A 15,848-nucleotide genomic window follows, 5' to 3' on the forward strand; every position below is an offset into this window, starting at 1 on the left:
AAATAACCACTATTACGTTACTTTACACTTAAACTGTAAACATAACTGCTTAATAGCGTTACTTTGTCTTCACCAAGGATTTTACCCCATGCTGGCATTACACCGTTACGACCATAACTGATTGTTTGTTGGATTACTTTACGTGAACCACCGTACAACCAAGTTTTGTCCGTTAGGTTAGGTGCACCTAGCATAGTCATGCCTTTAGCATCAGCACCATGACAAGCAGAACAAGTTTGAAGGAATACTTCTTTACCTGCTGCTTCATCACGAGCATTAACTTTACGGCCAGATAAACCAACAACATAAGTGACTACATTATCGACTTTCTCATCACCTAATACAGCTAACCAACCTGGCATTACACCAGCACGGCCGTGCATGATAGTAGTTTTGATATCAGCAGTTGTACCGCCGTATAACCAATCGCCATCAGTTAGGTTAGGGAAGCCTTTAGCACCACGTGCATCAGAACCATGACACTGTGAACAGTTTTGTAAAAACAGACGTTGGCCTACTTTCACTGCTTCAGGGTCTTTCGCGATGTCAGCAATTTCACGGTATTCAGTAAAGTTACTTTCTTCTGTTTTAACTAATTTGTTAAATACAGCTGCATATTTGTCATCTGCAGACGAAACTTCGCGCTGGTATTCATTTGCACTTGTCCAACCTAATAGGCCCTTATAAGCACCTAGGCCAGGGTAAAGAGCAAAATAGATGAAACCACCAATACAAGTGAAAATAAATAAGTATTTCCACCATGTTGGTAATGGGTTGTTTAACTCTTCGATACCATCGAAAGAGTGACCCATTGATTCGCCTTCTTTAACACCTGTATCGTTTTTGTTACATATCCAAAGAATAGCTAGGCAACCAAAAATACTACCTAGTGTGATCACTGTGATCCAAATACTCCAAAAAGTACTCATAATCATAAACTCCTAAATACGAGCAGATTTATTTTTCTGCTCTCCATTAAGTGAATCACTGTGGACTGTTTCATCAGCAAATACTAAGTTAGCAGCTTCATTAAACGAACGTTTTTGACGTTTGCTGTAAGCCCAAACAATAATACCGATAAAAATGGCCATTAGTATTAGGGTATAAACCCCTTGAAATGTACCGTAATCCATAAGTTATCCCCTTATTTTAATGCATGACCTAATGATTGCAGGTAAGCAACCAAAGCGTCTAGTTCAGTTTTGCCTTTCACTGCGGCTTCTGCACCAGCAATATCGGCATCTGTGTAAGGAACATCAAAGTAGTTTTTGAAGATACTTAGTTTCTTAGCAGATTCTGAACCATCTAATACATTTTCAGCTAACCAAGGGAAAGCAGGCATGTTTGATTCAGGAACAACACTACGTGGATCAAGTAAATGAGCACGATGCCAATCATCAGAATAACGACCGCCAACACGCGCTAGATCTGGACCAGTACGTTTAGAACCCCATAAGAATGGATGCTCCCAAACAGACTCACCAGCAACAGAATATGCACCATAGCGCTCTGTTTCTGCACGGAAAGGACGGATCATTTGGCTATGACAAACTACACAGTTCTCACGCATGTAGATATCACGACCTTCCATCTCTAGTGCCGTATAAGGGCGTAGAGTGTCTAAAGGCTCAGTCGTATCTTTTTGCCAGAACAATGGTGTGATCTCAACCATTGCACCAAAACTGATAGCAATAACGATGAATATCGCTAATAAACCAATGTTCTTTTCAATTAATTCATGTTTCATAACATTCTCCTGGATTATGCAGCTTCAGCATCAGCTTTGATTGAGTGATCTGCAGCAGAGATTGTCTTAAAGACATTATATGCCATAAGTAACATACCTGTCACAAAGAACACACCACCAAGGAAGCGTACAAAGTAGAATGGGTATGAAGCTTGAAGTGATTCAACGAAACTATACGTTAAAGTACCGTCAGCATTTACCGCTCTCCACATCAGCCCTTGCATAACACCAGAGATCCACATTGCTACAATGTAAAGAACTGTACCAACAGTTGCTAACCAGAAGTGAACATTGATAAGCTTAATGCTATACATACGACCCTGATTAAATAACACTGGGATTAAGTGATAGATAGCACCAATAGATACCATTGCAACCCAACCGAGTGCACCTGAGTGTACGTGACCAATAGTCCAGTCAGTGTAATGCGATAATGCGTTGACACTCTTAATTGCCATCATTGGACCTTCGAACGTAGACATACCGTAGAAAGATAAAGATACAATTAGAAAACGAAGGATAGGGTCATAACGTAGTTTATGCCATGCTCCTGAAAGCGTCATAATACCATTAATCATACCGCCCCAGGATGGCGCAAATAGAATTAATGACATTACCATACCAACTGATTGAGTCCAATCAGGTAGTGCAGTGTAATGAAGGTGATGAGGACCAGCCCAAATGTATAACGATATTAATGCCCAGAAGTGAACAATAGATAAGCGATATGAGTAAACAGGACGATTAGCTTGTTTAGGAACGAAGTAATACATCATGCCTAGGAAACCAGCAGTTAGAAGGAAGCCTACTGCATTATGGCCGTACCACCACTGAACCATCGCATCAATAGCACCACCGTAAATAGAATAAGATTTCATTCCATTTAGTGGGATAGCTGCACTGTTTACAATATGTAAAACTGCGACGGTTAAGATGAATGCGCCAAAGAACCAGTTCGCAACATAAATGTGCGACGTGCGGCGTTTAACGATGGTACCAAAGAATACAACGGCATAAATAACCCAAACAAAGGTGATTAAAATATCAATCGGCCATTCAAGTTCTGCGTATTCTTTAGTTGTATTATAACCAAGTGGTAATGATATAACGGCAGAGATAATAACAAGTTGCCAACCCCAAAAGACAATTGCAGGTAAAACGCCACCAAATAAGCGCGCTTGACATGTACGTTGAACAACATAAAAAGATGTTGCCATTAGGGCCGAAGTACCAAATGCAAAAATTACTGCATTGGTATGTAGGGGACGAAGACGGCTATAAGTTAACCAAGGTGTATCGAAATTTAGTGCAGGCCAAATTAGCTGTGCTGCAATTAGCACACCTACTGACATACCAACAATACCCCAGATAACGGCCATCACAGTAAACTGTCGTACAACTTTATAGTTATAGTCAGTTTTTATAGGTGAATGAGAGCTCATATTTTGCTTCCGGTGCTACGAATAATTAAACATCTTACGATGCGTGAATACCCAAAAAAAGTACGTGTAAATATAGGTAATCTAAATTGACAGTCGTACTCAGATGGGGATATTACGCGATTTTACGTAACATTAACAGCGGAATTTGTTTGTTATATTGTTAAAAAGACACTATAAATAGGTGTATTTGACTTGGTTGATTTAGATCAATTAATTTGAGTTGAAAAATAGATTTTTCATTGTTGAATTGATAATGATCAAGCAAAAACAGCGCTAAAAACACAACGGAGTGTAAAATAATCTATGGTTTTTTTGGCTTAGTGCAATATAAGGTTATTAGCTTGTTAATAAAAAAGGTTACTTAACTCTAGTGTATTAAGAGAGTTAAGTAACCTTTTGACTCATACTGAGTAAAGTATGAGGTTAACTTAAGCTTTTAATGCTGCCGATACAATTTCTTGTGCTTCGCTTAAAATTAACGCTAAATGCGCCTCATCTTTAAAGCTTTCAGCATAAATTTTGTAAATTGCCTCAGTCCCTGATGGACGGGCAGCAAACCAACCATTTTCAGTGGTTACTTTTAAACCACCAATTTTACCATCATTGCCAGGTGCGCTGGTTAATTTAGCTGTGATTGTTTCACCAGCCAATGTTTTAGCCTGAACCGATTCTGGTGATAGATTTGAAAGAATTGCTTTTTCTTCAAATGAAGCTGGCGCATCGATACGGTTATAAACAGGTGATCCAAATTCTTCAGTTAGTTCTGAATAGAGTTGTGCAGGATCTTTACCTGTTACTGCAAGAATCTCTGCAGAAAGTAATGCTAGGATGATGCCATCTTTATCCGTAGTCCAAACTGTACCATTTTTACGTAAAAATGATGCACCTGCACTTTCTTCGCCACCAAAGGCAAAATCGGCAGTATGTAAACCATCAACAAACCACTTAAAACCAACAGGTACTTCACATAATGGGCGTTCAATCTTAGCCGCGACACGATCAATCATAGAACTTGATACAAGTGTTTTACCTACTTTCGCATTTACAGGCCAATCTTTACGATGACTAAATAGGTATTGAATTGCAACAGCAAGGTAATGGTTCGGATTCATCAAGCCACTTTTCGTTACAATACCATGGCGGTCATAATCGGGATCATTACCAATGGCAATATCAAAGTCGTCTTTCAAGCTGATCAAACTTGCCATAGCATAGGGTGATGAACAATCCATGCGGATCTTGCCATCTTTATCTAGACACATAAATGAAAAACTTGGGTCAACACGGTCGTTTACTACTTCAATATCTAAATTATATTTCGCAGCAATCACTTCCCAGTATGCAAAACCAGAACCGCCTAACGTATCAACACCAATTTTAATGCCTGCATCTGAAATTGCTTTAAGGTTGAGCACGTTTTCTAAATCAGCAACATATCCAGCTACATAATCAATTTCTTGATAATGAGCAGACTCAATAGCAATAGCAAAGCTAATACGTTTAACTGCAGTTAAGCCTTCAGCAATAATATAGTTGGCACGGTTTTCAATAATTTTAGTTACATCACCATCGGCTGGTCCACCATGTGGCGGGTTATATTTAATACCGCCATCTTGTGGGGGGTTGTGTGATGGCGTGATCACAATACCGTCAGCTTGAATTGTGTTGTTACTATTATGCGTTAAGATTGCATGTGAGATAACTGGCGTCGGTGTAAAACCATCATCCGCTTGAATGCGTACATCAACGCCATTTGCAACGAGTACTTCAATAACTGAAATATTTGCAGGTTCAGATAATGCATGTGTATCTTTACCGATAAATAAAGGACCAGTGATACCTTGTTCATGGCGGTATTCAGCAATAGCTTGAGAAATTGCGAGAATATGGTCTTCATTAAAAGAAGACGTAAAAGCGTTACCACGATGACCTGATGTACCAAATGCAACACGCTCAGCAATTTTACTTACATCAGGTTTGTTGATGTAATAATTAGAGACGAGTGCAGGGATATTACAAAGATCAGAATTTAATGCCTTTTGTCCGGCTCTTGGGTGAACTGCCATTTGCAATTATGTCCTTAATATATGAAAGCGATTATTTGTTTTAATTGTTACCAGTATACCTCTTATAAGTTAATATTGGCACACTGTTTCATTTGAAATGACTAAAAACTGGTCTTAGTTGTTGTTTTTGCACTTTCTATAACCAGTGATCGCACCTGTAATTAAGACTATAGGCATTGGTGTATCTATTGTGTTAAAATCTGTGATTATAAATTATTTATTTAGAGTTAAATTAGTTATGGCGAGTACAGCTGCAGCATTGCATATCTTAGTAAAACACGAAGATAAAGCATATGAAATATTAGAAAAATTAGAGAAAGGCGGTAACTTTCAAAAGTTAGCTAAATCTCACTCTATCTGTCCTTCAAAGAAGGATGGCGGTAATTTAGGTGAATTTAGAAAGGGCGCGATGGTTCCAGCTTTTGATAAAGCTGTATTCAACGGTGAAATTCTAGCTAACTTAGGCCCAGTTAAAACTAAGTTCGGTTACCATATCATTAAAGTTCTTTTCCGTACTTAATCGTATTCACAACTAATAAGTAACGAAATATATTAGCAGTTAGAAGACTCATATTCTAATTACTAAAACAAAAAACCAGCTGCCGTTTAAATACAAGTAGCTGGTTTTTTATTGTCTAAATACAGTGACTCTATAAAGGCATTAACGTTTAGAATCCGTATTCAAGACCTACACGAGCAAATACTTCTTGGTCATCAAGCGGTGATGCACCCCAACCAAGTTGGTCTGTCATACCAAGACGCACGTAAGGAACAAACCCGTTCACTACCCCCATTACTTGTAATGATGTTACTGAAGAACCTTTTTCTGTATTTGAGTTATCATCTGAATCAACATCTTCAGTTGCAGCATAACCGAGTTTAATACCCAGTGGGCCATTCCAATATTGTGCAACAACAGAATATGAACCTTGTGAGTCAACATTTTTAGTTGCTATATTCTCAGCTTGGCCGTATTTATATGCGGCAGCAATGCTGATACCAGTATCTAAAATTGGTGCTTCAAAACCAACGAGATAGGTAAAAGTGTCCGTTACAACTGCGTCTATTGGGGCTACAGCAGCAACTGGTACAATCACACCATTCTCATCAATTTTATGTCCTGCTGCTACACCATCTACAGCTGCTTTTGATTGTCTATTATTACCATACTCAAATGTTGCATGTAATGTGATCGTATCAAACGCTTTATACTTAGCTGCGCCACCGAACCAATGGGCATCTTCACCACTGCCAGCACGACCAGTTGCAACATTAATATTCAAATTTCCCATCGCAGGGGCGAAATATCGAATAGATTCCGTGCGATCGTACATGTAAGCAATATCACCTGTTGCGGCAGGGTCAAATACGCGGCCTAGACCAGGGTTGGTAAAAGGCCAATCCACAATTTCGTACATAGGCGTTAACTGCCGACCAATAGTTACTTTACCGTAATCCCCCTCAACACCCACGAATGTATCACGGAAACCTAGACCGCCACCAGCCCAGTCATCTACATCTGTATACCCTGATTCAACTTGAAATATGACGTTTATCCCATCAGTCATTTGCTTGCTACCGCGAAAACCGATACGTGTTTCGTTATCAATACTGTAATCTGTCACATTCGTATCATCACCAGTGTGCCCATACGCAGATACTGCGACGACACCGTAGACTTCCACATTACCTGTATTTTCGGTGCCTAATACGTATGCACTCGCACCAGTTGAAAATAAAGCAGTTGATACCGCTAAAGATACTGTCGATAGACTTAATTTATTCATTCTAAATTCCTTTTAGTAGATGTAAATGCTGTATATTGTTTGTCGTAAATTAATAATGAACTTTATGATTTGTTGATTCGGAGTCTACTCAATTAAATTCGCTGTACAAACTAAGTTGTTTTTATACGTGATAAAAATCACAGTAAAACCAATATTAAGTTACAAACAATGATTAAGATCTCATTAACAACCAGAATTACCCATTAATTCACAGCGATAATTTACACGGGGAACTATGTGGTCTTGAGCTTTGCATATAAACTGACTTTTATAATTTGAATTAAATTAGGGGGTACAACAAGTTAATACGGCTAACCCATTGATTTTAAATGGAAGTATCATTTATATTTGTGTTGGTGATCGTAATCTAGAATTACGTTCCATTTAACCTGAGTCAGTTTCCGTGATCGTTATATTCTATTTTGTAATGATTGAATTTGTATCTCATATTTAATTATTAATTAACAATGATTCTAATCACGTAATATCCATAAAATGCATTATAAAAGTGATTATTGTCACAACAAGTATAAATACGGCTGGTAAATACCGCTTGTTATTTTATAGTCCAAATTAAGTTTATGGTTAAACGGATTTCACTCAAAGGAAGGGTTGGATATGAAAAAAAACAGCAATAGCACTTGGATTAAGTGCCGCATTGGTAGGTTGTACTACAACTTTAGAAACGTCATCAACACAAACCGTTGTTGATGCAATATCGTCATCGGTACAAGTTACCTATCAAGTAAATCAAAAGCTTGAAGGTGACTCAGCAGCAATATGTAAATCGCTTGGCGCTGAATGGGCGGCATGTCAAGATGCCACTATTCAATTAACCAATAACGGCGTTGCGATCAATTCCAATCAGTGGGAGATATACTTTCATAGTATTCGCCGAATCTTAGATGTTAAATCACCAGCGTTTACGATTGAACATATCAATGGTGACTTGCATAAAATCACACCGACTGCTGAATTTAAGGGATTTGAAGCTAACTCAACAGTAGAGATAAACTTCATTGCAGAATATTGGTCATTATTTGAAACAGATGTGATCCCACGTTATTACGTGGCTGCCGAAAACGCAGAGCCTAAAGTTATCGCAAGTACTGATACAGAAGATATGTCCGAAATCATGGAATCATTAACGGGCGAAAATTTAAAACGTCATGCCGGTGATAACAATATAGTCATGAATGCTAATACGCGGTTTGATAAAAATAAAGGGACCGCCCAACTGTCTGTATCTACAATAGCAAACAAGATTTTACCAACCCCTGTTTGGCAAGATTCCGCCATTACCGGAAGTGCAGACCTCAGTAAAGGCATTAACATTAATGCTCCGGCCATGAATACGGCGTCACTTGCTGCAGTTACAAGCCGATTTAATAATTTCGGTGTGAATGTTTCAGGTAAATTCCCAGTAAACGTGATTATTGCACCTCTACAATTAGACACTACTTATGCTAAATCTGGAGGCTATAGCCTCCAGATTTCAGATAGCGGTGCTGAGATTATTGCATTTGATAATGCCGGCGCACTCTACGCATTACAATCAATGGCATCACTTATCCCTTCTGACTTTTCATCTAACAAAGTGATTTCTCAAGTCAGTGTTAAAGATGCGCCAAACTTTGAGTACCGTGGAATGGAAGTCGATATTGCGCGTAACTTCCACAGCAAAGCATCGCTTTTACGCTTACTCGATCAAATGAGTGCGTATAAACTGAATAAATTCCATATCCACCTAACTGATGATGAAGGCTGGAGATTAGCTATCCCTGGATTACCAGAATTAACAGATATTGGTTCACAGCGTTGCCACGATTTAGACGAGAACAACTGTTTATTACCTCAACTTGGGTCTGGTCCAACATCAGATAACCCCGGCTCAGGTTATTTATCTAAAGACGATTACATCGAATTAGTCCAATTTGCTGATGCTCGTAATATTGAAGTTATTCCTGAGATTGATATGCCAGCACATGCGCGTGCTGGTGTGGTTTCAATGGAAGCACGTTATAACAAATATAAAGATTCTGATATTACAAAAGCAAATGAATATCGCTTAGCAGATCCTGATGATGAATCCGTTTATACTACTATTCAGTTCTACAATGACGGTATCTTAAATCCTTGCATGGATTCAACTTATAAGTTCATTAGTAAAGTTATTTCTGAAATGCAATTAATGCACCAAGAAGCCGGTCAACCATTAAAAACATGGCACATGGGCGGTGATGAAGCTAAAAATATTCATTTAGGTAATGGTTATGAGCAGACGGGCGGGTCTACGGCTTGGAAAGGTGATAAAGACTTAACTAAAGAATCAATGCCGTGGGCTAAATCACCACAATGTATCGCGCAAGTCGCCGCAGATGATGGCTTAGAAACAGCGCATGATCTTGGTCCTATGTTTGTTAAAAAAGTAGCAAATATCATTTCTTCTGCAGGTATTGAAAAAACACAGCTTTGGCAAGATGGGCTTAAAGATGTTGAGTCCAAAGATCTACCATTGACTGCTGTTGCTAACGTTTGGGAAACCTTATACTGGGGTGGAGCGAATACATCAAATCACATGGTAGAGCAAGGTTTCGAAGTCGTTCAATCACATCCGGATTATCTGTATTTTGATTTTCCCCAAGAAGTAAACCCTAAAGAACGTGGTTATTATTGGGCAACGCGTTACACAGACAGCAAAAAAGTATTTAAATTCTCACCGAACAATTTACCTCAGAATGCTGAAACATCTAAAGACCGTGATGGTAACAACTTTAATATAAAAGGTGACACGGAAAATCGTGGATACAATGGTATTTCGGGTCAACTTTGGAGTGAGGTAGTACGTACGGATGAACAGTTTGAGTACATGGTGTTCCCACGGATCTTACCATTAGCAGAACGAGCGTGGCATAAAGCATCATGGGAACTCGATTATATTAAAGATCGCGAATTCAAAGGTGGCGAGACTACATTTGTCGATACCAACGAGCAGCAGACTGAGTGGATTCAGTTTGCTAACATCATTGGACAACGTGAACTGGCTAAAATAGATTCAACGGGTATTCAATATCGCTTACCAGTACCTGGTGGGAAAATAGAGTCAGGTAAACTGGTCACGAACGTCGCATTCCCTGGTCTAGAGGTACAATACAGCACAGACTCAGGTTCATCATGGGTAACTTGGACTAAACCTGTTGAAGTAACATCCGCAGAATTAAGAACGGTATCACCCGATGGTAAACGCTTTAGTCGTATCACAAGCGTAAAATAATTAACCAAAGGCTATAAATAGTAAATAAAGGTGATTGTGTTCGATCACCTTTATCATTATGCAATGAATTAAAGCGTATTATTAAAAACGGCCAAGGTTATAACAAGAGATTACAATGATGAAACTTAAATTTTTAGCGCCACTATTACTCCCCCTCACAATTGCAGCCTGTACAAATACTTACCAAGATGCAAACGCTGAGCAATTTCAAGATATGATCTCAATTAAACAAACCTGGGAAGGTAAAAGGTTAACTGGGCCAACAATAACATTAGAGCCACAAGCTGGAACCAGCAAAGCATTATTCAGAGCCGATGCCTATATGTATGGCAGAGAAAGTAAGAATGAAAAACACCAAATAAATACGCGTGTTAACCTACTTGTTAAACATACCGATTTTGGCTTTGAATATGAATTTGTGTCTTTAAACGGACAGACGTCTGTCGCGATTAAACAAGAGCGAGCAACATTTAGAACATGTGATGAGCTATGTGTTTACGACCAAATGTTCTCATTTTCGTTACCTAAAGACCTAGGTAATGATGATTTGACCATCAGACTACAAGAAAAACCGGGGAGTAACCACGGTCCACTTATCACACGACCTACAGAATATCTGACTGGTTATCAGCAACTACAGAACGAGATTAAAACGAGCAATTAGCAACTTTACGTACAATGCATATTTAACTCATGCTTTATTGGTGGCTTTATCAAACTGAAGTTCACAAAGACGTTTATATAAAGTGGATTCATGAATTAATTGAGTATGAGTTCCTTGTGCAACAATTTCCCCTTTATCCATAAGTAAAATAAGATCTGCATTCACTACTGTTGATAACCGATGGGCAATGATAAGTGTCGTTCTATTTTCCATTAATTTTTCAAGAGCTGCTTGAACATGATGTTCACTTTCTGCATCGAGGGCACTGGTTGCTTCATCGAGTAATAATACCTCAGGGTCTTTTAAGATCGCACGGGCGAGGGCGATACGCTGTTTTTGACCACCGGACAAACGCACGCCTTGCTCACCCAAAAAACTGTTATAACCTTCTGGTAATTGCTCAATAAATTCATTGGCATGGGCTAGTTCAGCCGCTTTAATCACATCGTCATCTGAAGCAGTTGGATCGCCATAGCGAATGTTATGCCACACATCAGAGCTAAATAAGACTGGGTGTTGTGGTACCATACCCATTCGTTTACGCACATCATTCAGTTCTAACTCATTAATATTAATATTATTAAACAGTACATGACCCATTTGCGGATCATAAAATCGCTGTAAGAGTTCAAATAGTGTTGTTTTACCTGCGCCTGATGGACCAACTAATGCGACGACTTTACCTTTCGGAATTTTAAGATTAATTGACTTTAAAGCCGCGGTATTGGGACGTGATGGATAATAAAAGTCTAAGTTTTTAAATTCAATAATATTGTCATGTTGCTTAATGATGTCTTTCGGTGTGTCTGGTGATCGTATCTTACTTGTGACTTCAAGCAATTCTAATAACCGTGTAGCAGAGCCAGCTGCCCGCTGTAATTCTCCATAGACCTCGGAAATAGTAGCGACAGACATAGCGACCATAATGGCATAAAATACAAACGCGCCTAATTCACCGGCGGTCATTTTTCCTTCGAGTACATCCATACCACCAATCCAAAGCATGATACTGATGGCACTAAATGTCAGGAATATAACAATAGCGATTAATAGCGAGCGTTGTTTGATTCTATCTTTTGCCACTGTAAATGCATTTTCAACTTCATTAGCAAATGATGATTGTTCTTTGTCTTCATGCGTATAGCTTTGCACGACTTTAATGTTTTGAATTATTTCACCGGCATATGTACCAATGTCTGCAATCGCATCTTGGCTACTTGCAGCCAATACTCTTACTTTTCTACCATAGATAAGTATTGGGATAAGGATAAAAGGGACACAAGCAACAACCCATAAAGTCAGCCCTAAATTAGTGACGAATAACATAATCAAGCCACCACATAACATAAGCACACTGCGTAATGCCATTGAAAATGAGGAGCCAATGATAGACTGAAGTAGTGTGGTGTCAGTTGTTAGTCTTGACATTATTTCACCACTTCTATTTTCTTCGAAGTAACTTGGGTGCAGTTTAATAATCTGATTAAAAACCGCTTTTCTTATGTCCGCACTCACGCGTTCACCTAACCATGACATTAAGTAAAATCGGCTAAATGTACCGATAGCAAGTAATGTAATAAGTACAACAAGCACAAGTATGGCATTTTTCAATTGAGTTTCTGAACCTGCAATGAAGCCATTATCGATTACAAACTTAACCCCTTGACCAATTGATAAGTTAACCCCTGCAGTCACTAAAAGAGCGAGTAGGGCGTACACTACCATCAGTTTGTAGGGTTTAATAAAAGCAATAATAGGCAATAAACTTGTGAATGCTTGAGTCTTATTTATTTGCCCGGAAAATATTGAACCCATTACATGCACCTTTACACTAGATTGATTGGAAGACTCTATTTTTACTATTATATTGTTCAGATAATATCACTATCGTTTCAATACCATAACGAAATTATTAGAATTAGACAGCAATATCTACCCTTGTTGGTTATTCACTTCGTTTATATTAAATATAATCAGAAAATAAATTTGTATCCGCGTTCAAGGGGGATTAATTATAGATAGAAAACAACGTTTTAGTCTCATAAACAACATAGTATTCATACAAATCTTAAATTATGTTGTTAATATGCATGCTATCAATAAAAAAAGGTATATAGAGTAGGGAGTTGATACCAACTTTTTACAATAATTGTTGTCTCAACTTAATATCAAGACAACTATTTATCATTATCAATAAGAGCGAAGCATTTTATGTTTAAAGCATTACAAAATTTATTTAAACAACTCACAGATGAAGCGCCTTCAATGGGAGCCATTGATACAAGAGAGTTTAATTTATCAATGGCTGCATTATTATGTGAAGTTGCAAGTGCTGATAATGCGATTAGTGAGAAAGAAACAGATGCAAAGTCACATCAGCTTTCACTATTACTCGATATCAATATTGAAAGGGCTAATGGGTTATTAGCTATTGCAGAAAAAAATAGTGAAGAAGCCGTATCAATTTATGAGTTCACTTCTAAATTACGTAACATCGATTATGCACAACGATATGTGTTGATTGAAGCCATGTGGCATGTCGCTTATGCCGATGGTGTTATTGACCCATATGAGGAAGCTTTGATCAGACAAGTATCAGAACTTATCTACATTACACATTCAGATTTCATTAAAGCAAAATTAGCCGCATATCCAGAGCCTTTATAATCGATATAAAATCAACGCCAGTTTGGTTTTATATATTTTTTGATCTCATCATATTTTATCTAAAATATGATGAGATCATTTATGTTAACCTAACATCGTAATGTATCAACTGAGTTACTAACGCTGGCTCCTTTATAATTCATCACACCAGCCATTGTTTGGCCAAACACCATTGGTGTGGACTACCTTTTTACCATCAGCCCATTGATTAATTGGATCATGCCATTCTTTCACACATTTATTGCTTGTATATACACCTGGCAGTTCAATACTTAGCTGAACATCTGTAGCATCATGAGGTAAATATACAGCCGCACTTCCTGGGGCAGAAAAATAACTAGTCTCTCTTTCTGAGGAACCGTCAGATAATGTATAAGATACACTCCAATAAGTTTTGTAAGTAGCACCGGGTTGACTATCTATCAATAATTCAAGTTGGTGAATTGGTTTTGTCCAATTCACAATAGGTTTAGTTCCATCAATTGATGTAAAGGTAAAAGAAACCGGAACTAAATCAGTGTTTTGATCTTCGTTAGGGAAAGATATTGCGGTAACATTTTTACTACTATTTTCTTTAAGAATACTAGCTTTAATACCTACTTTATCATTTTTAGGTGAAAAGAAATCTAGGGAGGTTGTCATTCCAAAAGACCCATCTTTTCCAGTACTTGCAATTGTTACCCCTCTGCTTGCCCATTTAACACCAGTAATAATACCAAAACCTTGTGTTATACCAGTTTTTGACTCCTCGGAATATGATGTTTTGTTAGCTGCATCTTTTATTACTTCCCAATTATTTTTAACAAGCTCGTAAGGATTATTTGTATACGATTGTTTTGACATAACATAAGACGCAGCGAGACTATTTTCACTTTTAAAATCCCAAGTGCTCTGTATCGCGGCAGCAACTTTTAAACCTGTTTGAGGATCCCTATAGTTACCATCAACCTCGACCTTTACAGCTTGATGACTAGTGTCTTTAGAAGAAAAATTCACATTTTTACTAAACCCTTTAGATTGGAAGTATTCAGAATTATTAACTAGATCAGTATTTATTAATGTGAATTCTCCTGTAATGTGATCTATATAACCCAAAGCACCAATGTCTATAGATGAATCATTACTCCAGTTAGAAAAAGTACCTGAATGACTTTCTCGCATTAATTTCGTTAGTTCTTGATTCCAAAAATGTTCACCTTTAGACGGAGCTGAATGTATATCTTGAGACTGAGCTGAAGCAGTACAAGATAGTATTAAACTTAAAATACTAATATTGACTTTCTGATTAAACTTAATTTTTATCATCGTTATGATCCATAAAGTTGTTGAAGTTAAATTGCTAAACAAAGTGGGGTAGAACCTTTAATTGAACCAACCACTTAGTGGTAGTTTAGGTTGTTTTTAATAAAAAAACCACAATTTTCTTTATTAACAATAACTTACCTTACAGTTAACAATGCTTAACATTGTAAAAACAATATTTAACATTGCAAAAGAAGTATCTTTCTACCATTTAATTTGAGAGCTTAATAGAACTGGAAGACCAGTTTCGGATGGGGTCTTGTCTATTACCTTAATTTACCAAGAGGAATCGTCGGTGTTTTAAATGATCAAGGAATTTTGTAATGAGAAATATAGAAGTAATGAATACACCTAAAACTAGGCTGAGTTCAAAGAAATTTTCGCTTGCTTAGAGTAAAATTAAGAGCGTCAATATAGCTCCCCAAGTGCGCATTTTAATTCAATAGAAATTGAATAATCTTGGTTTTTATATGTCTGTAGATATTTGATTACATCATATTTTGGATAAAATATGATGTAATCATTTAGATGCATATCATATACTTTATGGTAAATAAGATACATGTTAAATACGAGACATGATCTTGAGGTAGAACTACAGATCAGATTCATGAAGTTATCATCCCCTATTTCCAATTTAACATAATATACATTATGCGCAGTGTTGTTGTAGGTCCCCGATAGAAATGTCAGGTTTGTCACCGTTAGAAATGTCATGTTGAACTATCTTCAGAGCATCAATTCGACGCTCTGGATCTACATGATGTTACTCACTATGACTGATATTGAAATATACAGAATTAACACCATCAAAAATGTCATTGATAAACGTATCTCTGGCGTTGATGCTGCCGCGCTTCTAAACCTAAGTACACGACAAGTATATCGACTGACGAAGC

At 37.6% G+C, this 15,848-nt stretch carries 13 protein-coding genes; 4 read left to right on the forward strand and 9 right to left on the reverse strand.

Annotation, left to right across the window (positions count from 1 at the left end):
* Positions 1 to 17: 17 nt before the first annotated feature.
* From ccoP to pgm, 5 genes are all read right to left on the reverse strand, one after another.
* The gene (gene ccoP, locus BT797_RS19350) at positions 18 to 929 is read right to left on the reverse strand and encodes a cytochrome-c oxidase, cbb3-type subunit III (protein WP_170860793.1); all 912 of its coding nucleotides are present in this window, start codon (positions 927 to 929) and stop codon (positions 18 to 20) included.
* 12 nt (positions 930 to 941) lie between these two features.
* Entirely contained in the window at positions 942 to 1,133 is a 192-nt protein-coding gene (locus tag BT797_RS19355) for a CcoQ/FixQ family Cbb3-type cytochrome c oxidase assembly chaperone (RefSeq protein WP_045110443.1), read from the reverse strand.
* A gap of 11 nt (positions 1,134 to 1,144) precedes the next feature.
* The gene (ccoO, locus tag BT797_RS19360) at positions 1,145 to 1,747 is read right to left on the reverse strand and encodes a cytochrome-c oxidase, cbb3-type subunit II (protein ID WP_045110442.1); all 603 of its coding nucleotides are present in this window, start codon (positions 1,745 to 1,747) and stop codon (positions 1,145 to 1,147) included.
* 14 nt (positions 1,748 to 1,761) lie between these two features.
* Entirely contained in the window at positions 1,762 to 3,189 is a 1,428-nt protein-coding gene (gene ccoN, locus BT797_RS19365) for a cytochrome-c oxidase, cbb3-type subunit I (protein ID WP_045110441.1), read from the reverse strand.
* A 428-nt stretch (positions 3,190 to 3,617) separates the two neighbouring features.
* On the reverse strand, positions 3,618 to 5,255 hold the full coding sequence (gene pgm / locus BT797_RS19370) for a phosphoglucomutase (alpha-D-glucose-1,6-bisphosphate-dependent) (RefSeq protein ID WP_075473198.1): 1,638 nt from the start codon (positions 5,253 to 5,255) through the stop codon (positions 3,618 to 3,620).
* A 238-nt stretch (positions 5,256 to 5,493) separates the two neighbouring features.
* Here pgm and ppiC point away from each other — a divergent pair, with 238 nt between their 5' ends.
* Positions 5,494 to 5,775, forward strand: a complete 282-nt coding sequence (gene ppiC / locus BT797_RS19375) for a peptidylprolyl isomerase PpiC (protein ID WP_045112525.1) — start codon at positions 5,494 to 5,496, stop codon at positions 5,773 to 5,775.
* A gap of 148 nt (positions 5,776 to 5,923) precedes the next feature.
* Here the strand turns inward: ppiC and BT797_RS19380 are convergent, their stop codons facing one another.
* Positions 5,924 to 7,042, reverse strand: coding sequence for a porin (locus tag BT797_RS19380; RefSeq protein WP_075473199.1), 1,119 nt, complete (start codon positions 7,040 to 7,042; stop codon positions 5,924 to 5,926).
* Positions 7,043 to 7,700: 658 nt separating this feature from the next.
* On the opposite strand from BT797_RS19380, the gene BT797_RS19385 reads away from it, so the two are divergent.
* On the forward strand, positions 7,701 to 10,316 hold the full coding sequence (locus BT797_RS19385; RefSeq protein ID WP_244534248.1) for a beta-N-acetylhexosaminidase: 2,616 nt from the start codon (positions 7,701 to 7,703) through the stop codon (positions 10,314 to 10,316).
* 115 nt (positions 10,317 to 10,431) lie between these two features.
* The gene (locus tag BT797_RS19390) at positions 10,432 to 10,980 is read left to right on the forward strand and encodes a hypothetical protein (protein ID WP_244534249.1); all 549 of its coding nucleotides are present in this window, start codon (positions 10,432 to 10,434) and stop codon (positions 10,978 to 10,980) included.
* A 27-nt stretch (positions 10,981 to 11,007) separates the two neighbouring features.
* On the opposite strand, the gene BT797_RS19395 is transcribed toward BT797_RS19390, so the two are convergent.
* A complete protein-coding gene (locus BT797_RS19395) occupies positions 11,008 to 12,795 on the reverse strand; it encodes an ABC transporter transmembrane domain-containing protein (RefSeq protein WP_045110437.1) in 1,788 nt (595 codons plus the stop codon).
* A 362-nt stretch (positions 12,796 to 13,157) separates the two neighbouring features.
* Positions 13,158 to 13,325, reverse strand: coding sequence for a TOPRIM nucleotidyl transferase/hydrolase domain-containing protein (locus tag BT797_RS24730; RefSeq protein WP_367888844.1), 168 nt, complete (start codon positions 13,323 to 13,325; stop codon positions 13,158 to 13,160).
* Here BT797_RS24730 and BT797_RS19400 point away from each other — a divergent pair.
* Positions 13,246 to 13,647 carry a tellurite resistance TerB family protein gene (locus BT797_RS19400; protein WP_367888845.1) on the forward strand — a complete coding sequence of 134 codons (402 nt, stop codon included), beginning with the start codon at positions 13,246 to 13,248 and terminating at the stop codon, positions 13,645 to 13,647. The genes BT797_RS24730 and BT797_RS19400 overlap by 80 nt on opposite strands.
* Positions 13,648 to 13,779: 132 nt before the next feature.
* Here BT797_RS19400 and BT797_RS19405 read toward each other — a convergent pair whose 3' ends face one another.
* Positions 13,780 to 14,952, reverse strand: coding sequence for a hypothetical protein (locus BT797_RS19405; protein WP_075473201.1), 1,173 nt, complete (start codon positions 14,950 to 14,952; stop codon positions 13,780 to 13,782).
* Positions 14,953 to 15,848: the final 896 nt, after the last annotated feature.

This window comes from Moritella viscosa, assembly GCF_900120065.1.
GTDB lineage: Bacteria > Pseudomonadota > Gammaproteobacteria > Enterobacterales > Moritellaceae > Moritella > Moritella viscosa.